22 protein-coding genes are annotated in these 23,843 nt (G+C 67.8%); 9 read left to right on the forward strand and 13 right to left on the reverse strand.

Features of this window, described 5'->3' with window-relative positions:
- Positions 1–2 precede the first annotated feature (2 nt).
- Together VB716_RS04700 and era are read right to left on the reverse strand one after the other, a co-directional pair.
- Positions 3–572, reverse strand: coding sequence for a phycobiliprotein lyase (locus VB716_RS04700; protein WP_231597741.1), 570 nt, complete (start codon positions 570–572; stop codon positions 3–5).
- A gap of 51 nt (positions 573–623) precedes the next feature.
- The gene (era, locus tag VB716_RS04705; protein WP_197153839.1) at positions 624–1,706 is read right to left on the reverse strand and encodes a GTPase Era; all 1,083 of its coding nucleotides are present in this window, start codon (positions 1,704–1,706) and stop codon (positions 624–626) included.
- 34 nt (positions 1,707–1,740) lie between these two features.
- On the opposite strand from era, the gene VB716_RS04710 reads away from it, so the two are divergent.
- A complete protein-coding gene (locus VB716_RS04710) occupies positions 1,741–2,274 on the forward strand; it encodes a hypothetical protein (RefSeq protein ID WP_197153838.1) in 534 nt (177 codons plus the stop codon).
- Positions 2,275–2,482: 208 nt separating this feature from the next.
- Here the strand turns inward: VB716_RS04710 and VB716_RS04715 are convergent, their stop codons facing one another.
- The 5 genes from VB716_RS04715 to VB716_RS04735 all read right to left on the reverse strand — a co-directional run bounded on the left by VB716_RS04715 (position 2,483) and on the right by VB716_RS04735 (position 8,577).
- A complete protein-coding gene (locus VB716_RS04715; protein WP_197153837.1) occupies positions 2,483–3,214 on the reverse strand; it encodes a Bax inhibitor-1 family protein in 732 nt (243 codons plus the stop codon).
- Positions 3,215–3,290: 76 nt separating this feature from the next.
- The gene (locus VB716_RS04720) at positions 3,291–4,286 is read right to left on the reverse strand and encodes a PhoH family protein (RefSeq protein WP_323269869.1); all 996 of its coding nucleotides are present in this window, start codon (positions 4,284–4,286) and stop codon (positions 3,291–3,293) included.
- 11 nt (positions 4,287–4,297) lie between these two features.
- The gene (gene rpsP, locus VB716_RS04725; protein WP_323269871.1) at positions 4,298–4,684 is read right to left on the reverse strand and encodes a 30S ribosomal protein S16; all 387 of its coding nucleotides are present in this window, start codon (positions 4,682–4,684) and stop codon (positions 4,298–4,300) included.
- Between the two features lie 69 nt (positions 4,685–4,753).
- Entirely contained in the window at positions 4,754–6,214 is a 1,461-nt protein-coding gene (ffh, locus tag VB716_RS04730; RefSeq protein ID WP_323269873.1) for a signal recognition particle protein, read from the reverse strand.
- A 143-nt stretch (positions 6,215–6,357) separates the two neighbouring features.
- Positions 6,358–8,577: an IMS domain-containing protein gene (locus tag VB716_RS04735; protein ID WP_323269875.1), complete on the reverse strand. Its 2,220-nt coding sequence runs from the start codon at positions 8,575–8,577 to the stop codon at positions 6,358–6,360.
- Between the two features lie 109 nt (positions 8,578–8,686).
- On the opposite strand from VB716_RS04735, the gene pdhA reads away from it, so the two are divergent.
- A complete protein-coding gene (gene pdhA, locus VB716_RS04740) occupies positions 8,687–9,781 on the forward strand; it encodes a pyruvate dehydrogenase (acetyl-transferring) E1 component subunit alpha (protein ID WP_323269877.1) in 1,095 nt (364 codons plus the stop codon).
- 48 nt (positions 9,782–9,829) lie between these two features.
- Here pdhA and VB716_RS04745 read toward each other — a convergent pair whose 3' ends face one another.
- A complete protein-coding gene (locus VB716_RS04745) occupies positions 9,830–10,762 on the reverse strand; it encodes an RNA polymerase sigma factor, RpoD/SigA family (protein WP_197169641.1) in 933 nt (310 codons plus the stop codon).
- A gap of 140 nt (positions 10,763–10,902) precedes the next feature.
- Positions 10,903–12,585 (reverse strand): NAD(P)H-hydrate dehydratase, encoded by a 1,683-nt coding sequence (locus VB716_RS04750; protein WP_322757513.1) that lies wholly within the window; start codon positions 12,583–12,585, stop codon positions 10,903–10,905.
- 165 nt (positions 12,586–12,750) lie between these two features.
- Between VB716_RS04750 and mnmA the strand changes: the two genes are divergently transcribed.
- A complete protein-coding gene (gene mnmA, locus VB716_RS04755) occupies positions 12,751–13,953 on the forward strand; it encodes a tRNA 2-thiouridine(34) synthase MnmA (RefSeq protein ID WP_323269888.1) in 1,203 nt (400 codons plus the stop codon).
- A 22-nt stretch (positions 13,954–13,975) separates the two neighbouring features.
- On the opposite strand, the gene VB716_RS04760 is transcribed toward mnmA, so the two are convergent.
- Positions 13,976–14,233, reverse strand: coding sequence for a 2Fe-2S iron-sulfur cluster-binding protein (locus VB716_RS04760; protein ID WP_197169640.1), 258 nt, complete (start codon positions 14,231–14,233; stop codon positions 13,976–13,978).
- Positions 14,234–14,241: 8 nt separating this feature from the next.
- Positions 14,242–15,894 carry a Ppx/GppA phosphatase family protein gene (locus VB716_RS04765; RefSeq protein ID WP_322757514.1) on the reverse strand — a complete coding sequence of 551 codons (1,653 nt, stop codon included), beginning with the start codon at positions 15,892–15,894 and terminating at the stop codon, positions 14,242–14,244.
- Positions 15,895–15,974: 80 nt separating this feature from the next.
- Here VB716_RS04765 and VB716_RS04770 point away from each other — a divergent pair, with 80 nt between their 5' ends.
- Complete coding sequence (locus VB716_RS04770; RefSeq protein WP_197169638.1) at positions 15,975–16,886, forward strand: 4-hydroxybenzoate polyprenyltransferase; 912 nt, start codon at positions 15,975–15,977, stop codon at positions 16,884–16,886.
- Complete coding sequence (locus tag VB716_RS04775) at positions 16,883–17,884, forward strand: LD-carboxypeptidase (RefSeq protein ID WP_323269879.1); 1,002 nt, start codon at positions 16,883–16,885, stop codon at positions 17,882–17,884. Before VB716_RS04770 ends, VB716_RS04775 begins: the two co-directional genes overlap by 4 nt.
- Positions 17,885–17,936: 52 nt before the next feature.
- Here VB716_RS04775 and ispD read toward each other — a convergent pair whose 3' ends face one another.
- Complete coding sequence (ispD, locus tag VB716_RS04780; protein ID WP_323269881.1) at positions 17,937–18,665, reverse strand: 2-C-methyl-D-erythritol 4-phosphate cytidylyltransferase; 729 nt, start codon at positions 18,663–18,665, stop codon at positions 17,937–17,939.
- Positions 18,666–18,698: 33 nt separating this feature from the next.
- Between ispD and VB716_RS04785 the strand changes: the two genes are divergently transcribed.
- The 3 genes from VB716_RS04785 to fabG are packed head-to-tail and all read left to right on the forward strand — an operon-like array spanning position 18,699 to position 21,524.
- Positions 18,699–19,565, forward strand: coding sequence for a lipopolysaccharide heptosyltransferase family protein (locus VB716_RS04785; RefSeq protein WP_323269883.1), 867 nt, complete (start codon positions 18,699–18,701; stop codon positions 19,563–19,565).
- 25 nt (positions 19,566–19,590) lie between these two features.
- Positions 19,591–20,712 carry a potassium channel family protein gene (locus tag VB716_RS04790; RefSeq protein WP_197153824.1) on the forward strand — a complete coding sequence of 374 codons (1,122 nt, stop codon included), beginning with the start codon at positions 19,591–19,593 and terminating at the stop codon, positions 20,710–20,712.
- 50 nt (positions 20,713–20,762) lie between these two features.
- Positions 20,763–21,524 (forward strand): 3-oxoacyl-[acyl-carrier-protein] reductase, encoded by a 762-nt coding sequence (gene fabG / locus VB716_RS04795; RefSeq protein WP_197169636.1) that lies wholly within the window; start codon positions 20,763–20,765, stop codon positions 21,522–21,524.
- Between the two features lie 95 nt (positions 21,525–21,619).
- Here the strand turns inward: fabG and VB716_RS04800 are convergent, their stop codons facing one another.
- Entirely contained in the window at positions 21,620–21,910 is a 291-nt protein-coding gene (locus VB716_RS04800; protein ID WP_370594609.1) for a hypothetical protein, read from the reverse strand.
- A 165-nt stretch (positions 21,911–22,075) separates the two neighbouring features.
- Between VB716_RS04800 and groL the strand changes: the two genes are divergently transcribed.
- On the forward strand, positions 22,076–23,773 hold the full coding sequence (gene groL, locus VB716_RS04805; RefSeq protein WP_323269884.1) for a chaperonin GroEL: 1,698 nt from the start codon (positions 22,076–22,078) through the stop codon (positions 23,771–23,773).
- The last annotated feature ends 70 nt before the right edge of the window (positions 23,774–23,843 follow it).

The raw sequence follows: 23,843 nt of genomic DNA on the forward strand, positions 1-23,843 counted from the left end.
CTTCAGACCGCCGTGGCGCCAGGCGCGGCCGCACGGCTGACCCGCCGGATCTCGGAGCTGAAGCTGGCGCGGCCGGGGCTGCCATCGGAGCGGTGTTCCACGGTGCTGCGCAGCCGCAGGTTGGGCTTGGTGAACCAGATGCGCTCGCGCACCTCCGTGCCGCCGCTCTCCAGCCGCAGCTCCAGGCTCCCGTCCGGCCACAGCTGCCAATGTCCCGCTGGGCTGGTGCCGGAGGCTGCCGCTGAAGCCCGGAATCCACCTTGCCGATCGAAGACCAGGCTGCGTTCGGGGTGCCCCTTCGGGGCGATCAGCAGCCCACCGGGTTCCGCAGGGTGCTCGGCCCTGAGGTAGGTCACCACCAGCTCGCCGCGCTCGGAGCTGTGCCACTCATCACCATTGGCGCCCTCTTCCAGCTGCCCCAGGCCAAACAGACTGCGCAGGCTCATCCATTCGCCCGCACAGAGCTGCAGGAAAGCCGTCAGATCACTGGGCGGAAAGGGAGCATCCGTTGACGCCGCCGGGACAGGAGGCGTGGAGGCGGCAGCGCTGGCGCCGGGGCTGGCGTCGACCAAGGCGGATCGGTGCACGATCGTCCCATCCTCTCAGCCGCCCTCCCGATCGCCTCAGTCGCCGCGATAGCCCAGTTCCGCCAACCGTGCCGCGCTGCGCCGCCAGTTGGGCACCACCTTGACGAACAGCTCGAGATAGACTGGTCCGTCGAACACCTTCTGCATCTGCAGCCGAGCCCCCTGGCCGATCTGGCGCAGCATGCTGCCCCCCTTGCCGATCAGGATGCCCTTCTGGCTGGCCCGTTCCACCAGCACCGTGGCCAGTACGGCCGTGCGGGGGCCGTCATCGACGATGCGATCGATCTGCACCGCCACCGAATGCGGCACCTCCTCGCGGGTGTGGCAGAGCACCTGCTCGCGGATCAGCTCGGCCAGCAGCAGTTGCTCCGGTTGATCGCTGGTGGCATCGGGGGGATAGAGGTGGGGGCCGATCGGCAGATCGGCGGCCAGAGCCTCGACCAGCTCCGCCGTGCCGACTCCCGTGAGGGCACTGACCGGATGGAGGGGCCAGTCCAGCCGTGGCGCAGCGGTTGGCCCGACGTCGTCCCCAGGGCTGGCGCCAAGCGTGTTGTCGCCGGCCAGGAGCTGCCGGTAGGTCTCCGCCAGCTCCCGGGCCTGCTCGGGCGGCACCAGATCGCTCTTGTTGAGGGCCACGTGCACCGGCACCCGGGCGTGGCGCAGCAATTCGACGATGAAGCCGTCGCCTCGCCCCGCGGGCTGGCTGCCGTCCACCAGCAGCAGCACCAGGTCCACCTCCCCGATCGCGCCCCGGGCGCTCTGGACCAGCCGCTCGCCGAGCAGATGGTGGGGCTTGTGGATGCCGGGCGTGTCGAGCAACACCAGCTGAGCGCTGGGGGTGGTGAGGATGGCCCGCAGGCGGTTGCGGGTGGTCTGAGCCACCGGCGAGGTGATCGCCACCTTCTCCCCCACCAGCTGGTTGAGCAGGGTGGATTTGCCCACGTTGGGGCGACCGATCAGGGCCACAAAGCCGGAGCGGAAGCCCTCGGGGGCCAGGCCGAAGCTGCTTCCCCCGGCGGCCGGGGGCTGGGGAATCGGCAGCAGACGCCCACCTGCTGCTGCGGTGCCCTCGGGGCTGGGTTGGGGCGACGACGGATCGCCGGGGTGACTTGGCTCCATAACCTCAACACTGCCAGCAGACGGTGCCGACCCCATGGATACGTCCACCCCCCTTGCCCAGCCCACCTTCCCGCAGGCGATGGAGATCACGGCCCAATGGCTGGGGCTGTGGGAGAGCGGCGAGCTCAGCGACGAGGTGCTGGCCGATCGGGTGGGGGAGCTGGTGGCCAGCCGCGACGGAGCCCGTGGCTTTTTCGTAGTGGCGCTGGCGGGCGATTGCCCTCTGATGGACCGCCTGCCCGAGCCGCTGGTGCTGCAGCTGCGGGCCGCCGGCGATGGAGTGGTGGATCTCACCGCCCGCAACCTGGCGATGAGCACCGCCATGACCCTGCACCACAGGCGCGCCGGCGATGATCAGCAGCGTGCCGCCTCCGGGCGGGTGGCGGCACGCTGCACCGAGCTCATCCGCCTGCTGGAACCCCTGGCGGTGAAGACCCGTCTGGAGATCCTGTTGGCGGCCGCCCGGAACGGCTCCGGCACCGATGTGGATTTTCTGGATCGCTGGGGCTACGACACCGAGCAGCGCGCGGCCATTGCCGAGGCAATCGAGGCGGTGGCCGAGGACTGATCGCGAGCCAGACAGTTAATTGGCCAGCCAGCAGCCAGGCAAGCACGTTATTTCACAGAAAGGCACACAATTGACACTGCTGAATCAATCAGTGCCCCCCAGTTCGGGCACGTCCCATGAAAAAGCGCCCCTTTAGGGGCGCAGAAGAGATTCGAGGAAAGATCAGCAATGACTGCTTTTCAGGCCTTGGGATCAATCGTGCTGGGATTCAGTCGCGACGGCCACCACCCTGCAAGGCGATGATCAGGCGCAGAATGAAGATGAAGAGGTTGATGTAGGTGAGGTACATCCCCAGGGCACCGGCCAGATACTGGTCGTCGGTGTAGGACCTGGGCATCGTGTAGAAATCCAGGAATGCGGCACCGACAAACAGCACGGTGCCGAAACCGGCGATCATCAGTTCAAAACCACCGGTGCTGAACATGCCCGGGGCAAAGATGCTGCCCACAACCTGAACCACCATGGCGATGATCAGGCCGAGCAGACCCAGACCCACCACGGCTCCAAGGGCCTGACCGATGCTGTCGCTCATGCGGCGTCCCAGCACCGACGCCACCACAAAGGTGATGCCAGTGGCCAGGGCGGCTGTGCCTACGGCACCGATACCTGCAGAGGCAACGGCGTAGCCGACGATGCCACTCAGAGTGAAGCCCGTGATCAGGCTGTAGGCGGCCAGCAGCGGCAGGGCAGTGCTGTTATTGCCCTTGGAGGCCACATTCTGGGCCACGAAGAACAGGATGAAGTTCCCGATCAGGGCCACCCAGAACAGGGGCATGTACAACGGGCTCGACATCATCGAAAGCCCACCCAGCACCCCGCCAGCGGTGAGCACCATGCCACCACCTACGTAGGGCAGCGCCTTGCTGACGACATTGGGCCCAACGAGGGCGCTGGAATTGGCCTCGCGGATCGCTTCCTGGAAATTGCTGCTGGCCGGCATGGCTCACCAGTTCTGCGTACTGACTCATCCTGCCAGCCAGTGACGGGGGCCGGTTGATGCGTTGGTGCGGATCTCCCTATCGTCGGCTGCTGGAGCCGGAGGGCGCCCCATCCCTGCGGGCATAGGCCTGCACCAACCGCTGCACCAGTGGATGCCGCACCACATCGGCAGCGGTGAGGGTGCAGATCGCCACCCCCTCGACCCCCTGCAGCACCTGGGCGGCTTCCGCCAGGCCACTGGTGACCCCAGGGGGCAGATCCACCTGGGTGGGGTCGCCGGTTACCACCATGCGCGAATTCTCACCGAGCCGGGTGAGCACCATCCGCATCTGACCCGCCGTGGTGTTCTGCGCCTCATCGAGGATCACAAAGGCATCGGCCAGGGTGCGGCCTCGCATGTAGGCCAGCGGTGCCACCTCGATCACACCCTTTTCGAGCAGCGTGGCGGTGCGCTCGCTGCCGAGCAGGGTATGGAGGGCGTCGTACAGAGGCCGCAGATAGGGATCCACTTTCTGCTGCAGATCACCGGGCAGGAAGCCGAGCCGTTCTCCGGCCTCCACAGCGGGCCGGGTCAGGATCAGCCGTTCCACCTTGCGCTCGTGCAGCATCCTCACCGCCAGAACCGTGGCGAGGAAGGTCTTGCCGGTGCCGGCAGGGCCGAGGGCCAGGGTGAGGTCGTGGCGCTCCATGGCGTCCACGTAGGCCTTCTGCTTGAGGGTGCGGGGGCGCAGCAGTTTGCCGCTCTGGCTGCGGGCCAGCACCTGATCACTGAGGCGCGCATGTTCCTGCTCCCGGCCCGTATCCAGAGCCTTGAGCGCGGTCTGCACGTCCACCCGGGTGATCGCCTGTCCCTCCTGCCACAGCGGGCGAAGCAACTCCACCAGGGCAGAGGTGCGCTCCAGCTGGGAGGCCCGCCCCTGCAACACAAGGTCGAGCCCGCGCAACACCAGAAGCGTCCCGGTGAGGGACTCAAGGTGCCGCAGGCTCGACTCGGCTTCCCCAGCCAAGGCAAGGGCTGCCTCGGGGGAGGGGAGCGGGATGGAGAAGGTCTGGAGCCCCGCCGCTTCGGCCATGGGGCTGCCGATCAGGCTTCTACGGCGGCGGGTTCGGGTTCAGAGGCCGCTGCCGCCGCCTCAGCGGCTTTGGCAGCGGCTTCAGCGGCGGCCTGCTTGGCAGCGGCCTCACGGGCGGTGGCCTGCTTGGCCTTGCCCACCACCTCGGCGGAGCGGATCGTCTTCTCGATCAGACCACCCTTCTCCAGCAGGTAGCGCACGGTGTCCGTGGGCTGGGCACCCTGGCTGAGGCGCTTGCGGATCGCCTCGGTGTCGAGGCGCGTCTCTTTGGTGCGGGGATTGTAAAAACCGAGTTCCTCGAGGGGATGGCCATCCCTGCGTGAGGTGCTGTTGGTGGCCACGAGGCGGAAGCTCGCTTCCCGCTTCTTACCGAACCGCTTCAGGCGGAGCTTGATCATCGAGGCTGTGCCGCTAGGTGTCCAAAGGTCGAATCTACCTCTCAGACCTTCACCCCCCGCAAGAGGCCCTCAGAGTTGCCCGAAGCCCTTGCGCTTCTTGGCCGGCTTGGCCGGCTTCGGTGCGCCGCCCCGGCCCGCCGGCGCACCCATGCCTGGCATGCCGCCCATGCCGGGAAAGCCCCCCATGCCAGGGAATCCCCCAGGCATGCCTCCCATGCCCGGCATGCCACCCCGGCTCATCTGTTGCATGAAGCCGCGCATCTTCTGGAAATCGGTGAGCACCTTGTCCACCTCGGCGGGGCTGTGACCGCTGCCGGAGGCGATGCGCCGCCTGCGTGAAGGTTGGGAGGCCAGCAGATCGGGTTGCTCCCGTTCCTGCTGGGTCATCGAGCCGATCATCGCCTCGATCTTCCTGAGCTGCTGCTCCCCCTGCTTGAGCATGCCGTCGTCGATCTTGTTCATGCCCGGGATCATTTTCATCAGGCCGCCCAGCGAGCCCATGCGCTTGATCAGGCGCATCTGCTGCACGAAATCGGAGAAGTCGAAGGTGGCCTCCTGCAGCTTCTGCTGCATCCGCGCCACGTCGGCCAGCTCCACCTCCTTGGTGGCCTTCTCCACCAGGGTGAGCACATCACCCATGCCGAGGATGCGGCTGGCCATCCGTTCCGGGTGGAAGGGCTGCAGCGCCTCCACCTTCTCGCCGGTACCGATGAACTTGATCGGGGCACCACTCACCTTGCGGATCGAAAGCGCTGCCCCGCCTCGGGAGTCGCCGTCGAGCTTGGTGAGCACGGCGCCGGTGATGCCCACCTGCTCGTGGAAGGCGCGGGTCAGTTCGGCCGCCTCCTGACCGATCATCGAATCCACCACCAGCAGCACCTCATCGGGCTGCACGGCTTCGCGGATCCGCACCATCTCCTCCATCATCGACGTGTCGATCTGAAGGCGGCCGGCCGTGTCGACCAGCACCGTGTCGAAGCCCTCCTGCCGCGCTTTGGCGATACCGGCTGCGGCGATGGCCTCAGGCCTGGCCTCGGTGCCCAGGCTGAACACCTCCACGCCGATCTGGCCGCCCAGGGTCCTGAGCTGTTCGATGGCAGCCGGGCGGTAGACGTCCGCTCCCACGAGCAGCGCCTTGCGGCCCTGGTCCTTGAGGTGCAGGCCGAGCTTGGCGGTGGCGGTGGTCTTGCCGGCGCCCTGAAGGCCGGCCATCAGGATCACCGTGGGAGCCCCCTCCGTGCCGCCTGCCGCCAGGGGAGCGTTCTCGCCCCCCATGGTCTCCACCAGCTGTTCATGCACCAGCTGGATGAACTTCTGATCGGGGCTGATGCCCCGCACCACTTCCGACCCCACGGCCCGGCTGCGCACCTCGTCCACGAAGGAGCGCACCACCGGCAGGCTCACGTCGGCGTCGAGCAGGGCACGGCGCACCTGCTGGAGGGCCCCCTCGACGTTGGTTTCGGTGATTTTGTCCTGACCCCTCAGGCTCTTGACGGCGTCTTCAAAACGCTGGGAAAGCTCGTCGAACATGAAGGGCTGGCGGAAGGGGCTGACGGAAGCAGGCTGATGGAAGACGCGGCCGGAGTCGGGGCCTCCAGTGCCTGCGATCGTAAAAACTCAGCGTCGGTGGTGATCTCCCGGTGGAGCGTTCCCCTCTGCCGCGGATGGGAAGATCAGCCCCCTCGGTGGAAGCTCACCAGCTGCCAGGGACCGTCTTCACGGCCAAACACATAGGTGTTGGTCAGTGTGAAGGGAGGGGTGGTCTCGATCACGGCGCCATCGGCAGCCAGGGTCTGATCGGAGTAGCGCAGCTCAGCCACCAGCACGACCCGCCGGGGCGACTGCTCGGTAATCCGCAGATCCAGCACCTTGGTGTCGATCACCTGGCGCCGATCACGAGCCTGGTCCCGTCGCCTTTCGCCCTCAACGACAGCGGCCTGGTTGGAGCGAGCCACCGCTTCGAGGGCAACTGCCGGCTTGTCACCGGCGAGTACCGCCGCTTTTGCAGCCAGCCACCCCTCGAGCAAGGCACGCATCTGAGCTTCGCTGGGCTCAGCCGCCTCCAGGGGAAGAGCCTGGGCTGGCGTCGGCATGGTTGCGGAGGGCTGTGTCTGGGGTTGTGTCGGCGCTGCAGTGGAGCTTGGGGCCGGAGTCTTCTGAGGAGCTGCAACTTGAGAATCCTGTCGACCCTGATCAGCCACGTGGGGACTCCAGAGCCACCAGCCAGTCGCCAGCAGCCCCCCCCCCACCGCCAAGGCCCCACCCCACAGCAGGGGCCGGGGCAAGGCGGCCAGCTCAGTCGAGATCCTGGAGACCGCTGGCTCCCACAGGTTGGACCGCAGCTGGGCGGGATGGAGATCGGACCAGCGCAGGAGCGGCACTTCCTGCTGGTCTGGATCCTCCGCCTCCATGTTCTGTTCGAACTGGGGGGTCATTGATGCCCGGGACAGCTCTTCTGGAAAGGGGTGGTGAGGATCGCGGGTGAGGTCCCAGCCTGGCGCCATCGACTCAGCCAGTGGAGGAAGGGGTGCAGCACCGGTGAACAGGCTTCCGGCGGCGGACAAAGCAGCAGGAGTGGCTGGGGACATGGAGGAGCCAGGGGAATTCACAGGCGTCGAGGCCGGACTTCCGCCGGTCGCGGTGGCTGGCGGGGACAATGCCGCAGATGTCGTGGCCGTCACTGGCTCGGTCGCAGGCCTGGGATGCTCGGCTTCGGCCCGGCGACGTCGACGGTCCTGGCGTTCCACGAAGCTCTGCACGTCACGATCATTGAAATAGGCGTCCAGGTCAGGTTCGGAGTCCAGGTCGCGGTAGCCGGTGAGCACCTCCCGGGCCAGCCAGTCGCGGCACACGGCGCAGAGCCGAACCAGGAGTGGATCCTCCCCATCAATGGCGTGGTGTGGGTTCTGAGGCGCTGTGCTGGAGAACAGCGCCTCCGCCTGATCCACGTCTCCAAGCAAGAGCAGCAGACAGGCTTGATCGGTCTGCTGGGGTGGCGCACCTCGGATGGCCAGCCGCTCCAGGGCCGCGGCGATCCGTTCGGGTTTGCGCTGGGCGAAGCCGCTGGCAGTGAGAGCCTTGCAGGCCAGAAGTTCGGCGCGGGCCGACCCCGCCCGTGACCAGCGCTCGAACAGATCGAGTTGCTCCTGCAGGGTGAGGAAGGAACGGATCTGGGCCAGAAACGCCAGGAATTCCTGGGGGCTGAGCATCGTGCTGGCTTCACTGTCCATACCACCGCGCTGCTGCACCAACTGCTCCAGCAGAGCCATACCTTCATTCCGCTGAGCCACGGCGGCCAGGTCACGGCTGAGCAGGTCGAGGATCCGGTACGGCAGGAGCTGATCGCGCTCCGTGGCCATCTGGTCCCGAAGGGCTGCACACTGGCCCATGCGTTGCAGCAGTTGCAGGCCACGAGTCAAGGTCTGGGAAGCGGCTTCATAGCGGCGTTGACGGCGATATTCGGTTGCGGCTGCCAGGCTGCTCAGCCCAGCCAGCAGCGTGAGATCCGCCTCGCGGCCGCTGCCAAGAGAGGGTGCCCGAGGGGGCTGCAGGCACCGCTCAGCCTGCTCGAAAGTCTCCAGAGGTTGACCGGCTTCAAACAGCAGGAGAAGCCCGCCCACCTCGTGGGAACTGGACACCTCCAAGGCTGCCATGGCCTGGGCGTCGTCGCCCACAAGGGACGTGAGATGGGATTCGTAAGTGCGCCGTCTGTCTTCATCGGTGAGCAGATCGGCACTGGCGCGCAGCAGCTCACCCCTTGCTTCCAGCGTCTCATGGGTGAAACCCTGGTCGGGAGCCCGATCGAGCCTCTGCTGCAGGGTACGGAGCACAGACTGGGCGTCTGTGGTGGGGGTGACACCGAGCAGACGGAAGTGATCGATCGGCAGTTCCAACCAGGCATCCGCTCCTGGGAGCCGACTGTAAGCAGGAGAAGCAATCTGGACAGCCTTTCGATGTCGGACCCCGTACAGTCAGCAACACGCTTCAGCATCCGGGACCGTCATGACGCAGGAGATGGCCGCAGAGACCACCGCTATGGGCAGTGCCATCCCCTCCGGAGCCGGCAGCCATGCCGAGCGCCTGTCCTCCCTTTACCCCTCAGGCAATCTCAGCATCAGCCGCGAAGAGGGTCTGATGCTCTACCGCGACATGACCCTGGGGCGGCGCTTTGAAGACAAGTGCGCCGAGATGTATTACCGGGGCAAGATGTTTGGGTTCGTGCACCTCTACAACGGCCAGGAGGCTGTGAGCACGGGCGTGATCAAGGCGATGAAAGCCCAGCACGACTGGTTCTGCAGCACCTATCGCGACCATGTGCATGCCCTCAGCGCCGGTGTTCCTGCCCGTGAGGTGATGAGCGAGCTGTTCGGCAAGGCCACAGGTTGCAGCAAGGGCCGTGGCGGTTCGATGCACCTCTTCTCCAAGGAGCATCATCTGCTGGGGGGCTATGCCTTCATCGGCGAGGGCATTCCCGTCGCGCTCGGTGCCGCGTTCACCAGCCGCTACAAGCGTGATGCCCTCGGCGATACCGACAGTGATTCGGTCACAGCAGCCTTCTTCGGCGACGGAACCTGCAACAACGGCCAGTTCTTCGAGTGCCTGAACATGGCGGCACTCTGGAAGTTGCCCATCCTGTTTGTGGTGGAGAACAACCGCTGGGCCATCGGCATGGACCATGACCGTGCCACCAGTGATCCTCAGATCTGGCGCAAAGCGGCCTCCTTCGGCATGGCCGGTGAGGAAGTTGATGGCATGGATGTGCTGGCCGTTCGGGCTGCCGCTCAACGCGCCGTGGAGCGTGCCCGGGCCGGCGAAGGCCCGACCCTGCTGGAGTGCCTCACCTATCGCTTCCGTGGCCACTCCCTCGCCGATCCAGACGAGCTGCGTGCCGAAGCTGAAAAGCAGTTCTGGGCTCAGCGCGATCCGATCAAGCAGCTGGCTGCTCATCTCACCAGCCAGGGATTAGCCAGTGGGGACGATCTCAAGGCGATTGAAAAAGAGATCGATGCCGAGGTGAGCGATTGCGTTTCCTTTGCACTGGATGCGCCCGAGCCCGATCCAACCGAACTGACCCGCTACATCTGGGCGGAAGACTGAAAAGCCGCACTGCCGACACTGAGTGCTCGCAGGTCAATAACCTGGGGGCTATCGGCGGGTGAGATTCCGCAGCTTGCGCAGGGCCTTGAGCTCCACCTGCCGTACCCGCTCGCGGGAGACATCGAGCCGGCGCCCGATCTCGGCCAGGGTGTGGCGCTCTTCGCCTTCAAGGCCGAAGCGCAGCTGCAACACCTCCTGCTCCTGCTCGGTGAGCTGACTGAGCCAACGCCCCAGCTGTTCCTGGTGCATCCCCCGTTCGACCCGATCCAGCGGTTCCTCACTGCTGATGTCGGCGATCAAGTCGCCGAGGAAACTGCGACCTTCGTCACCGCTGACAGGCGCATCCAGGCTTGAGGTAGTGAGCGCCTGACGCAGCAAGGAGTCGAGCTCCTCGAGTGGCATATTGATCGCCTCAGCGATTTCGCTGCGACTGGGCATGGCGCCTAACTTGTGGGCCAGCTCCAGGCTCACACGGCGCACGGTGGTGAGCCTTTCGCTGAGATGAACCGGCAGACGGATGGTGCGCGACTGGCAGGCGATTGCCCGGGTCATGCTTTGACGGATCCACCAGAAGGCATAGGTGGAGAACTTGTACCCCCGAGTGGGATCGAACTTCTCCACAGCGCGCTCGAGCCCGAGGGAACCTTCCTGAATCAGATCGAGCAACTCCAGGCCCCTGCCTTGATATTTCTTGGCGACGCTCACCACGAGCCTCAGATTCGCTTTCATCATGCGCTGCTTGGAACGACGCCCCAGACGCAGAATCCGACGCTGCTTCTCCGTTTCCGCGTCGGGCTCTGGCTCACAGTCGCGTTCGCCCCGCTCCAGCAGATGCATCATCGCCTGCACCTGGTTGCCCAGTTCAATCTCCTCGGCTGCGGTGAGAAGAGGCTCGCGACCGATCGTGGCGAGATACCAGCTGATCGAATCACCGCCACGCCGGCGACTGGAGTCCCCCGTCTTCAGGGATGAGGTCGCCATTGGGGAAGGGTCGGAGGCTGGAATGTCGACTATCCACGAAAAGGATGAAAAGGGGCTGTACTTTCAACAACCCTTCAGGTTGTGACAGCAAAACCACACAGTCGAATCGTTAGTCCAGTCTCAAATCAATCTTGCCGTGGTTAATGCTGTTGTGCGGCTCGCAAGTGTGCGGATTTCTTGACTTTCCTCACTGTCGGTAACGCTGCCGCCACCGCTTCCGGTGTGGCGGCCCCCTCCCCCTGCTGACGCACCACCAGGCCACCGGCCTCGGCATGGGCCAGGGCCGCGCCGGCCAGCAGGACCGGCAGCGCTTCCAGGTCTGCTCCGGCCGCCAGCGCTCTGCCCCCCACCCCAGCGGCGAAGCCGGCCAGCACATCGCCCAGCCCAGCCCTGGCTGCGCCAGGCCAGGCTTTCAGTAGCTGCCAGCAGCGGCCATCAGCCGCAGCCACCACGCTGCGAGCACCCTTGAGCAGCACGGAACAGCACGCCAGAGCCGCCGCCTGCCGGGCGGCTTCCAGTGGCTGCAGGTCGCCCAGATCGGGAAACAGCCGGTTGAATTCACCGCGATGGGGCGTGATCCAGGTGGGTCCGCCGCGTCCTCGTAGCCAGAGAATCCCAGGCGCCTCGCCCGGCTCACCGCTGGATGCGGCGAGCCGGTTGAGGCCGTCGGCATCAAGCACCAGCAGCCCGGGGAAGGCCTGCAGCTGATCCCAGAAACTCTGTTCCGCCTGCCACAGCCTGGCTTCTGCGGTTGCCGCGGCCGCTCCCAGCCCCGGTCCCAGCAGCACCGCATCGAGACGATCCAGCGCCCCGGCGCCCAGCCCCCCCAACGCCAGTCCACCTTGGGCAGTGCTGCCCAGGCTGGCCTGCAACACGGTGTGGGGCTGCACCAGCCAGAGCCGCTCCGCCACCGCCTCGGGCAGCGCCGCCCGCAGGCTGCCGACACCGCTGGCACTGGCGCCACTCAAGGCCAGGATTGCAGCACCGCGGAAGGTCTGGCTTCCAGCCACCACCAGCAGGCGACCACGGCCGTACTTGGCGGCGGTGGGATCGATCTGGGGCCAGGGGAGGGCACCCAGATCGGAAGCAGCCATGGCGCCACCGATACCGAGGAGTTGGCTCGGCGGCAGGGAGCCAAGCAGAGTCGCAGCCAGACCCAGGTCGATCCGCCGCAACCGCCCCACATAGGGCAGGGCCGCATCCTGCACCAGGCCCTGCTTACGCAGTCCGATGCAAAAGGTGGTGTGGGCCACGGCAGCCCCGTCCCCCAGGCAGCGTCCGGAGTCGCTGCAGAGTCCGCTGGGCACATCGATCGCCAGCAACTGCGCCGGTTGTTGCTGCTGGCGATGCGCCAGCAGCTGCTCCAGGGCTGGATCCAGCCGGCGGGTCTGGCCCACCCCGAACAACGCATCGATCCAGAGGGCCCCATCGGCCGGGTCGGGCTCTCCTTCCAGGGCGGCTATGCCCAGCCAGGCGGCGTGGCGGCGATGGGCTTCGGTGAGCGGTTTGAGCCGCGGCCAGGGGCACCAGATCCGCACCGGCCAGCCGGCCAGATGCAGTTCCCTTGCCACCACCAGGCCATCGCCTCCGTTGTGGCCCGGCCCCACCAGCACCAGCACGCCGGCCCTGCGGGCCCGCCCGCGCCAGGCAGAACCGGTGCGCACTCGCTCAGCCACCGCCAGGGCAGCCTTCTCCATCAGGGCCTCGACCGGCAGGCCGGAGGCGAACAGTTGCTGCTCCAGCGCAGCCATCTGGGCACCGCTGACCAGCAGGTGATCCGCATCGCGCCGGGGCCAGCAGGGCGCAGGGGGGAGGGGCGACAAGGCGGTGATGGCGGCACGGTTTCATGATGGAAAGCCTGCGGCCCGCCGACAGCCGCGTACTGCCTCCAGGTCTTGACCGTCCATCCCGCTCCACTGTCTTCGCCGTTGCCTGCGCCGCTGTCTGCTGAAGGCGTGACTGCGTCAGCCGATACCGCCCTCCGAGCCGTGGCCGCCCCGGTCACCCCTGCCGGAGCTGAGGCGCTTGAGCGCCTGCGCCGCTGGCCGGGAGAGCATCGGGTGGCCGTGGGCCTCTCCGGTGGTGTCGACAGCTCCCTCACGGCGGCCCTGCTGGTCGAGGCTGGCTGGCAGGTGGAAGGGCTCACCCTCTGGTTGATGAGCGGCAAGGGGGCCTGCTGCGCCGAGGGCCTGGTCGATGCGGCCGGCATCTGCGAGCAGCTCGGCATTCCCCACCACGTGGTGGATGCCCGGGAGCGCTTCCGCGAACAGATCGTCGATGTGCTGGTGCAGGGCTATGCCTCCGGGATCACGCCACTGCCCTGCTCGCGTTGCAACCGGGAGGTGAAATTCGGCCCGATGCTGGAGTGGGCGCAGCAGCACCGCCGCATCGAGCGCATCGCCACCGGTCATTACGCCCGGGTGCGCCATGCCGATGCCGGCGATCCACTGCCGGTTCCCACCAGCGCCGCTGCAGAGGGCGCGACCGTGGCCGGGCGCCATCAACTGCTGCGCGGCCTGGATCGCCACAAGGATCAGAGCTATTTCCTCTACGACTTGCCCCAGGAGGTGCTGGGGCGGCTGGTGTTCCCCCTGGGGGAGCTGACCAAACCGCACACCCGGCTGGAAGCGGCGCGCTACGGCCTGCGCACCGCCAGCAAGCCCGAAAGTCAGGACCTCTGCCTCGCCGACCACCATGGCTCGATGCGGGCGTTTCTGGACGCCTACCTGCCGCCCCGCCCGGGCGAGATCGTGCTGGCCGACGGCACCGTGGTGGGCAGCCACGACGGCATCGAGCATTTCACCATCGGTCAGCGCAAGGGTCTGGGGGTGGCCTGGAGTGAGCCGCTGCATGTGGTGCGGCTCGATGGCGCCATGAACCGGGTGGTGGTGGCTCCGCGGCGGGAGGCGGCGCGGGACCGTTGCATCGTGGGGGCGATCAACTGGATCTCCATGGCTCCGCCGGCGGCGGCGCTGGAGGTGGACGTGCAACTGCGCTACCGCAGCGCCCCCGTGGCAGCCAGGCTCACCCCCTTGGCCGCCCAGCCAGACGACGGGGCCCATGGCCGGCCCCATCGCTGCCAGCTGGAGTTCGCCGAGGAGCAGTTCTCGATCACCCCCGGCCAAGCGGCCGTGTTCTACGCCGGTGAGGTGGTGCTGGGGGGAGGCCTGATCCAGGCTCACCAGGTTTGATCCAGGTGCTCCAACCGGGAGCTCACCAGTAGGGATCAGCGGCCAGCTCCACCTCCAGGCTGCCGCCGGCACTGGCCGGCACCGTGGCGATGCAGGCACGCACCACCTGGCCGTTCACCTCGATCTCGCAGGCGCCGCAACTGCCGCCGAGGCAGCCGGTGGGAATCGACTGGCCCGCCTCAGCAGCCGCCAGCAGCCAGTCGCAACCCACGGCCGCCTGACTGACGCGACCATCGGGCCAGCGGATCGTGATCGTTCGGCGTGTCGCGGGGTCCGCCATCGCTGCCCTCAGGGCACCATCTCGCCATCGGGCCCGGCCACCCGAAGCCGGAAGCCGCTGGCTTCCAGCACCACCTCGGCGCAGGAGCGCAGGCTCCAGCGCTCGAGACCAAGATCGATCGGTGGCTCACCGGGCGCTGGCGGCAAGGATCTGAGGCTGATCAGCAGCCCGTTCACCCCATCGTCATCCCGCAGGGGCACCACCTCGAGCCCGGCGATCACGGGAACGGGCCGCCGATCCAGGGCGGCCGCCAGCCGCAGCAACAGGGCCATCGATGCCACGGTGCGGCGCTGGTCGCGCCCCTCGATCAGCTGCCACGACTCATGCCGCTTCTTGGGCAGCCCGCGGCGGTGATACCGGGCGATCGCCGCCACCATCAGATGTTCGGCCTGGGAATACCCCAGCAGCTCGCCGTGGCGGATCAGATACCAGGTGTGTTTGTGGTACGCAGCGATGTTGATGTGTTTGCCGCAGGTGTGCAGCTGCGCCGCCGCCCAGAGCAGCTGGCGGCCATAGCCGCCGTATTCGTGGTCGTGGTGCAGCAGGCCACGGGTCTGGTCGTAGAGGCTCACGGCCAGTTCGGCCACCCGATCGGCCTGGGCCCGGTCGACGCCGTACGACTGGGCGAGATGACGGACCGTGCGCTGGCGGATCGAGCTCTGGAACGAGAACCGGTCGCCCAGCAGACCCTGCCGCAGCATCCAGTCCACGATCAGGCCCTCCCGCAGGGCGCGGTCGCACACCACCAGGGCGTCGGCCTGGAGCATGGTCATGGCGGTCTGCATGATCAGCACGCCGGGCACGATGATTTCGGCCCGCCGCTCGTTGATCACCGACAGAGCGCGCCGCTGATCCGGCGTCATGGCGAGCAGCTTGGCCACGATCTGATCGACCTTCTGGCGATCGAGCCGGTAGCCCTGGAACTTCAGCGGCGGCTTGGCCTCCTCGGCGGCCGCCAGGGCCGCCAGGGCCATGGCGGTGCCGCTGGTGCCCACCAGCACAGGCCTGCTGCCGGCCGGCAACGCCGCCTTCACCTGGGCCACGGCGGGTTCCAGGGACCCCTGGATATAGGCCTGCAGGAACTTCCGCCGCTCGTCCGGCAGCGGCTCCTCACGGATGAAGTCGCGCTGCAGCCGCACGGCGCCGATGCGGGTGCTGGTCAGGGCACGGGAATCACGGCTGTCGGCCAGGATCAACTCGGTAGAGCCGCCACCGATGTCGATGATCATGTGGGGCTGCTCGCCGAAGCTCATCCCCGAGAGCACGCCGAGGTAGATCAGCCGCGCTTCTTCGGGGCCGCTGACCAGATCCACCTCCAGCCCCAGCTGCTCCTGGACGGCCTGCAGGAAGTCCTTGCCGTTGGGGGCTTCGCGCACGGCACTGGTGGCTGCCGTGACGATCTGTTCGGCCCCATGGCTGGCGGCCAGATCGCGGCAGTGGCGCAGGGTTCGGAAGCCCCGCTCGATCGCCGCCGCACTGAGATCTCCGGTTTCGGGATCCCGTTCCCCCAGTCGCGTGGTCGATTTCTCAGCCAGCACCACGCTGAAGCTCTGCAGCTCCGGATCCACCTCGGCGATCAGCAGGTGGATCGAGTTGGTGCCGATGTCGATCGCCGCCACCCGACGCAGGCCGGCCGAGGCGACAGGAGGGATCTGGGCCATCGGCAAGGCCGCCGGGACAGGGGCGGCGTCACTTTGCCACCCCGCACCAGACCTAGGGTGCTGGCGAGCACAACCGCTGCATGGCTCCCAGTCGCCTGGCTTTCCACGGCATCGCCGACCGACTGCGGGCCTGGATCGAGCTGCTGCGGTGGCACAAGCCGAGCGGTCGGCTGATCCTGCTGATCCCCGCCGGCTGGGCTCTCTGGCTCACCCCCCAGGCCCCCCCAGAGCCCGGGTTGGTGGGGTTGATCGTGTTGGGTGGTCTGGCGGTGAGTGGTGCCGGTTGCGTCGCCAACGATCTCTGGGACCGGCGCATCGATCCGCTGGTGGAACGCACCCGCCATCGCCCCCTGGCCGATGGCCGTGCCGGGGTGCCGGAGGCGGTGCTCCTGCTGCTGATCTGCCTGCTGCTGGCCTTGCTGGTGGTGCTGGCCCTGCCTTCAGATGGTCGCTCGCTCTGCCTGCTGCTGGCGGTGGCCACCCTGCCGCCGGTGCTGCTCTACCCCTCCGCCAAGCGCTGGTTCGCCTTTCCGCAGTTGGTGCTGGCCCTGTGCTGGGGCTTCGCCACCCTGATCCCCTGGGCGGCCGCTACGGGCAGCCTGGCCGGCGGAGCGCCACTGCTGCTGGTGTGGCTGGCGGCCGTGAGCTGGACCTTCGGCTTCGACACGGTTTATGCCATGGCCGATCGCGATGACGACGCCGTGCTGGGGGTCCGCAGCAGTGCCCTGAGCCTCGGGGCCCGGGCGCCCGCGGTGGTGGCCGGCTGCTACGGGGTCACCGCCCTGACCCTGGCGATCGCGGCGGTGTTGCAGTCGATCAGCCTGGCGTTCTGGCCGCTCTGGCTGGCGGCCGCTGCGGGGATGCAGCGTGAGGCCTGGGCCCTGCGCAGCCCCTCCCTGCCCCGCTCCCGCTATGGCCGCCATTTTCTGCGGCAGGTCCAGCTGGGCGGCCTGCTGCTGCTGGCCCTCGTGCTGAGCCGGGGACCGGCATGAGCCAGCTGCGCTGGCCGCAGGACTGGCCCCGTCCGCTGCGCCGGGGGGATCGGGTGCAGCTGGTGGCGGCCAGCTCCGCTCTGATCGGCCCTGATGCCCCAGACCGGCTCACGGCAGGTGCAGCGTTGCTGCAGCGGTGGGGGCTGCAGCTGGAGCCCTCCCAGCCGGAGCGTCTGCTGGGGCGCCGCTGGGGCTACCTGGCCGGCCGCGATGCGGAGCGGGCCGCGGACCTTGACGCCGCCGCCGCCCTGTTGGCCTGCGTCAGGGGGGGCTGGGGCTCCGCCCGACTGCTGGAACGGCCGCTGTCACTTCCGAACGGCTGGCTGCTGGGCTTCTCCGATGTCACCTCCCTGCTGTGGGCCCAGCAGGCGCGGGGCCACCGTGGCGGCATCCATGGACCGCTGCTCACCACCCTGGCGACGGAACCCCGCTGGAGCCAGGAACGGTTGCGGGCCCTGCTGTTCGGCGAACCCCTGCCGCCGCTGTCTGGCGTGGGCTGGCAAGCCGGTGTGGCCGAGGGGCCGCTGTTGGTGGCCAATCTGACTGTTGCCACCCATCTGCTGGGCACAGCCCACCTGCCGGAGCTGCGGGGGGCGATCCTGATTCTTGAGGATGTGGGCGAGGCGCCCTACCGGATCGAGCGGATGCTGACCCACTGGCGCCTCTGCGGTGCTCTGCAGGGCCTGGCCGGCATCGGCTTCGGCAGCTTCCTGGGCTGTGATGAGCCCATCGAAGAGCCACCACAAGACGACGAGGTCGAAGCCAACGGCGCATCTCAACACGACGGCGCGTCCGAAGACAACAGCCTGATCGCGGCCCGCGGAGCCGCCGGGCGCTTCAGCCTGGAGCAGGTGCTGCGCGAACGCACCCAGGATCTGGAAATCCCCGTGGTGGCTGGCCTGCCGGTGGGCCATGCCCCCGGCAACGCCGCCCTGCCGATCGGGGCACCGGCCCGGCTGGATGGCCGGCTCGGCACCCTGGAGGTGGGTGGGATCTGAGCCGTGGTGCGGTGGTCAGCGGCGGAGTGGTCAGCGGCGCAGTGGTCAGCACTCATCCGGCCGCCCGCTGGGCCAGCACCGCCTCGGCAATCGTGAGATCAAAGGGCGTGGTGAGCTTGATGTTGGACGGCGGCGCCTGCAGCACCTTGACGGGTTTTCCGAGCTTTTCGAACAGGGCCGCGTCGTCGGTGACGCTCCAGCCCTCGGTGGCGGCGATCGCATGGGCCTGGCGCAGATCGTCCACCGGGAAGCCCTGGGGCGTCTGGGCTGCCCAGAGGTCGCTGCGATCGGGGGTGGCTTGGATCGTGCCCGCATCGTCCACCTGCTTGATCGTGTCGGTCACGGGGGTGGCGGCGATCACGGCGGCGCCGGCGGCCACGGCCTCGGCGCAGCGGCTCAGCAGCTCCGGCTCCACCAGGCAGCGGGCTCCATCGTGGATCAGGACCCCCTCGGCCTCGGCGGGCAGGGCCGCCAGTCCGCGGCTCACCGATTCCTGCCGGGTGTCGCCGCCCACGATCCACTGCACCGGCAGCCTGGGCCCGGCTGCCGCCACAATCGCCGCCACGGCCTCCTCATCCACGGGCTGACCCACCACCCCGATCCAGCGGATCACCGGACAGGCCAGGGCCGCATCCAGAGTCCAGGCCAGCACGGGACGACCGGCCACCGCCAGCAGGAGCTTGTTGCCCTCGGCCCCCATACGGCGGCCGCTGCCGGCGGCGGCGATCAGCAGATGCACAAGCAGCTCCCGGAACGACGGGCAGATCAGGAACTGCTCCATACAATCAGGCCGCGATGCCCCGCCCAACGCCTGATGCGCGCCCTTTTTCTGATTCCAGGCGACAGCGTCAGCCAGTTGCAGGTTCTGCCGGCGGTGGCGGCAGCGGCGGATCAGCTCGGGTTCCAGGTGCAGGTGGCCTGCAGCCCTGAAGCCGGGACCGTCTGGAGTCTGTTGCCGGCCGTGGAGAAAATCCTGCCGATCGCCTATGGCAAGGCCACCCTGGCCGACTGGACCAACCTGCTGGGCCTGGTGAGGGATCCTGATTTTCAGCTCTGTATCAACCTCGTGGCCAGCGGACCCGGTGGCCGTGCCATTGATCTGCTGCTGTCGATGAGCCACATCCCCACCCGGGTGGCGGCGGCGGGGTTCTCGGCCACCGAACGGATTGTTCCCTCCAGCCAGGGCTGGATCGATCAGCGCCTGGAGGCCTACCTGGGCCCCGTTGGGGTGCGGTTGGATGCCGCGGCCTACCGCCTGCCGATCGCCAGGGCGGATCTGGACAAGGCCAGCGCTGCCCTGCCACAAGGCTCCGGGCCGATGCTCCTGCTGGCACCAACCGGCGGCGCCGGCGACTGGCCGGCTCCCCACTGGCAGGCCCTGCCGGAGCGCATCCAGACCCGCCTCAGCGATCTGCGCAGCCTCACCCTGGAGCCCACTGCGCCCAGCCCGAGTTCCGGCTCCCTGCGGCGGCGGGCTGCCCAGGTGGCCGCCGCCGACGTGGTGCTGGCCAGCGATCCCGTCACGATCGAGCTGGCCCTGCTGTGCGGTGTGCCACTGGTGGCCCTGGGCCGCGATCCGGCCAGCCTGCCCCAGCGCCAGGGGGTGACGGGCCTGGGCGAGGCCGCTCAGCTGCAGGAGCTCTCCATCGACCCGGTGCTTCAGGCCCTGGGCCTCGGATGAGCCGAGACCGGATGGGGCTGGCGCCATGATCCCTGCTCTGCGGCGCCGGCGCCGTCCCCCATCCACCCGGTTGCGACGCCCCTGGCGCACCCCGATGGTCGCCCTGGCGATCGTGGTCAATCTGTCTGCCCTCGGCTATCGCCTGACCGAAGGATGGGACTGGGGCGATTGCTACTGGATGGTGGCGATCACGATCAGCACCATCGGCTATGGGGAGGTGGAGCCCCTCTCCCCGGGTGGTCGTCTGGTGACGGCCCTCTCGATCATCGGTGGCCTGATCGTGGTGCAGCTCACCATTCAGGGGGTGCTGGGTCTCACAGAATCGGGCTACTTCCGGCGCATGCGCCAGCGCCGCTTTCTCCGCTGGATCGAGACGATGCAGAACCACGTGATTCTCTGCGGCTACGGGCGGATCGGTCGGGAGATTGCCGAACAGATCAGCAGCGAAGGGGTGTCACTGCTGGTGGTCGAAATGGATGAGGAGCGCAAGCGGGAGGCGGAAGAGAGGGGTTTGCCGGTGCTCAGCGCCGATGCCACCCTCGACGAGACCCTGGTGGAGGCCGGCATCCACCGCTGCCGCAGCCTGGTGGCGGCCCTGCCGAGCAATGCCGCCAACCTCTACGTGGTGCTCAGTGCCCGTGGCCTGGCGCCCGGCTGCCGCCTGATCGCCCGCTCCGACAGCGAAGAAGCTGAGCGCAAGCTGCGCCTGGCTGGTGCCGATCAGGTGGTGAGTCCCTATGTGGCGGGTGGACGCACCATGGCGGCCACAGCCCTGCGCCCCCTGGCGGTGAGCTTCATGGACCTGCTGGCCGGCTCCAATTGCGAGGTGGAGGAGTTCCAGCTCAGCAGTGATCCCCGCCTGCTGGGCGATCTCAGTGGCCGCACCCTCGCCGAACTGACCCTGCGACGGCGCACCGGCGCCCTTGTGCTGGCGATCCGCAATCCGGAACCGCCCAGTCAGCCAATACCCACCTACCGCGGTGCCCCCGTCCTGCCCTCGCCGGTCACCCTGATCGCCAATCCCGATGGTGATGTGCGCCTGGGCCCGGGCCAGCTGCTGGTGGCCCTGGGCAGCAAGGAACAGCTGCGCGCCCTCGCCGACCTGCTCGGCCCGGCCCTGGAGGCTGTCGAGACCATGCAGGAGTGAGGGGGGCGTGGGCGGCACATACGATCGGGCCCACCTTGACCTGATTGGCGATGTCCGGCGGCTTCCCCACCACTTCCCTGGCTGGCCAGGTCGCCCTGGTCACCGGGGCCAGCCGCGGCATCGGACGGGCCATCGCCCTGGAGCTGGCGGCCAGCGGCGCCACCGTGGTGGTGAACTACGCCAGTTCACCGGAGGCTGCCGCCGCCGTGGTGGCGGAGATTGAGGGCCAGGGCGGCAAGGCCTGGAGCTATCAGGCCAACGTGGCCGAAGAAGCGGCGGTGGAGTCGATGGTGAAGGCGGTGCTGGAGCGGGAAGGGCGGCTTGACGTGCTGGTCAACAACGCCGGCATCACCCGCGATGGGCTGTTGATGCGCATGAAGACCAGCGACTGGCAGAGCGTGATCGACCTCAATCTCACCGGCGTGTTCCTCTGCACCCGCGCCGTGAGCCGCACGATGCTCAAGGCCCGTGCCGGACGGATCATCAACATCACCTCCGTTGTGGGCCTGATGGGCAACCCCGGCCAGGCGAACTACAGCGCCGCCAAGGCAGGCGTGATCGGTCTGACCCGCAGCAGCGCCGCCGAATTCGCCAGCCGTGGTGTGACCGTCAATGCAGTGGCTCCCGGTTTCATCGAGAGCGACATGACCAAGGACCTGGCCAAGGAACCGATCCTGGCCGCGATCCCCCTGGCGCGCATGGGCCAGCCGGCCGAGGTGGCCAGCGCCGTGCGATTCCTGGCGGCCGATCCGGCCGGTGCCTACATGACCGGCCAGGTGCTGCAGGTGGATGGCGGCATGGTGATGCGCTGAAGGGTGCCGGGCTGAATCCTGCTGCAAAGAAGGCCGCTGCGCTGAAGGCCGCTGCGGTGAACTGATCGACGCAGAAGTGCCTTGACCTGGGTCGATCAGTCGTTGGCGGTCGAGACCGTTGGGGGGCGGAGGTCAGAGGTGGTCGAGGAGTCTGCCTGGAGTGGCTGACCCAGATCGTCCCGCAGCCGACGGATTCTCTGCAGCAGTTGAAGCCGGCGGCGGCGGGCGGTGATTGTGAGAAACAGCCGGATCGGCACGTAGACCAGGGCCATCAGCAGGCCCAGGGCTGCGATCAGCAGGAAGACCATGGCATCGGCCTTGGAGCTGGCGGCCAGGGCACTCTCGGCGGTGGCACTGTCCAGTGCGCTCTGCAGCAGATCCTCCATGGCTCGCGTAGGCTCCCGGCCCTCTGCCCTTGGTTGACGCTACTGGCCATGGGGCCGCTGGGACAGGGGCACGGGCAGGCTGATTCGGCATTCACCACCACCTAGGCACTGCGGCTGGACAGTGCGCTATGGGACGCTGAACCATCTGTTGTTCTGCTCTCCCCGATGGCCAAATTGATCCAGTTCGCCGATCAATCGCGCGAATCTCTGGAACGGGGGGTCAATGCCCTGGCCGACGCCGTGCGGGTCACGATCGGTCCGAAGGGCCGCAACGTCGTGCTGGAGAAGAAGTTCGGCGCTCCGGACATCGTCAATGACGGTGTCACCATCGCCCGGGACATCGAACTCGAGGATCCCTTCGAGAACATCGGCGCCAAGCTGATTCAGCAGGTGGCCGCCAAGACCAAGGACAAGGCCGGTGACGGCACCACCACGGCCACGGTGCTGGCCCAGTCGATGGTGCGGGAAGGCATGAAGAATGTGGCCGCTGGCGCCAGCCCGGTGCAGCTGCGCCGCGGCATGGAGCAGGCCGTTGCCCTGGTCGTGAGCGGCATCGCCGCCCGTGCCCAGTCGGTGGCGGGAGACGCCATCCGCCAGGTGGCCACGGTGAGCTCCGGCAACGACGACGAAGTGGGCGGCATGATCGCCAAAGCCATGGACACGGTGAGCGCCGACGGGGTGATCACCGTGGAGGAGTCGAAATCCCTGGCCACCGAACTGGAGATCACCGAAGGCATGGCCTTCGATCGGGGCTACAGCTCCCCCTACTTCGTGACCGACCAGGAGCGGCTGGAGTGCGTCTATGAGAATGCCTTCCTGCTGATCACCGACCGCAAGGTGAGCAGCGTCGCCGATCTGGTGCCGGTGCTGGAAGCCGTGGCCCGCAGTGGCCGGCCCCTGGTGATCCTGGCCGAGGAGGTGGACGGTGAGGCCCTGGCCACCCTGGTGGTGAACAAGAACCGCGGCGTGCTGCAGGTGGCGGCCGTGCGGGCTCCCGGCTTCGGCGATCGCCGCAAGGCCATGCTGGAAGACATCGCCATCCTCACCGGCGCCACCGTGGTGAGCGAGGACAGGGCCATGAGCCTCGAGGCGGTGACCCTCGCGGACCTGGGAACGGCCCGCCGGATCACGATCACCAAGGACAGCACCACTCTTGTGGCGACCGATGATCACCGCCAGGCGGTGGTCGACCGGGTGGCCGCGATCAAGCGCGAACTCGATGCCACCGACTCCGAGTACGACTGTGAAAAGCTCAACGAGCGGATCGCCAAACTCGCCGGCGGCGTGGCGGTGATCAAGGTGGGAGCCCCCACCGAAACCGAACTGCGCAACCGCAAGCTGCGCATCGAGGATGCCCTCAATGCCACCCGTGCGGCGATCGAGGAGGGCATCATTCCCGGGGGCGGCTTCACCCTGCTTCAGCTGGCCTCGGAGCTCGATGGCCTGCTGGCGAGCAGCAGCGGCGATGCTCGAACCGGTGTGGCGATCGTGCAGCACGCCCTGGGTGAGCCGGCGCGTCAGATTGCGGTCAACGCCGGTGCCGATGGTTCGGTGGTGACCTCCGAGTGCCTGAGCCGGGGTCAGGGCTACAACGCCGCCAGCGGCTGCTATGAGGATCTGCTGGCCGCTGGCATCGTCGATGCCGCCAAAGTGGTTCGTCTGGCCCTGCAGGATGCGGTGTCGATTGCAGCGCTGCTGATCACCACTGAAGCGGTGATCGCCGACAAGCCCGAGCCCGCTGCTGCCGCCCCTGGTGGCGACATGGGTGGCATGGGCGGAATGGGTGGCATGGGCGGTATGGGCGGTATGGGCGGTATGGGCATGCCCGGCATGGGCGGCATGGGGATGCCCGGCATGATGTGAGGCCCCGGTGGGTGTGGGTCAGTCGGCCCACGCCCCTCCTGAGGCCCAAGCGTCAGTGCACCAGCTCCCG

The organism is Synechococcus sp. CCY9201 (assembly GCF_034931105.1).
In the GTDB taxonomy this organism is placed as follows: domain Bacteria; phylum Cyanobacteriota; class Cyanobacteriia; order PCC-6307; family Cyanobiaceae; genus CBW1002.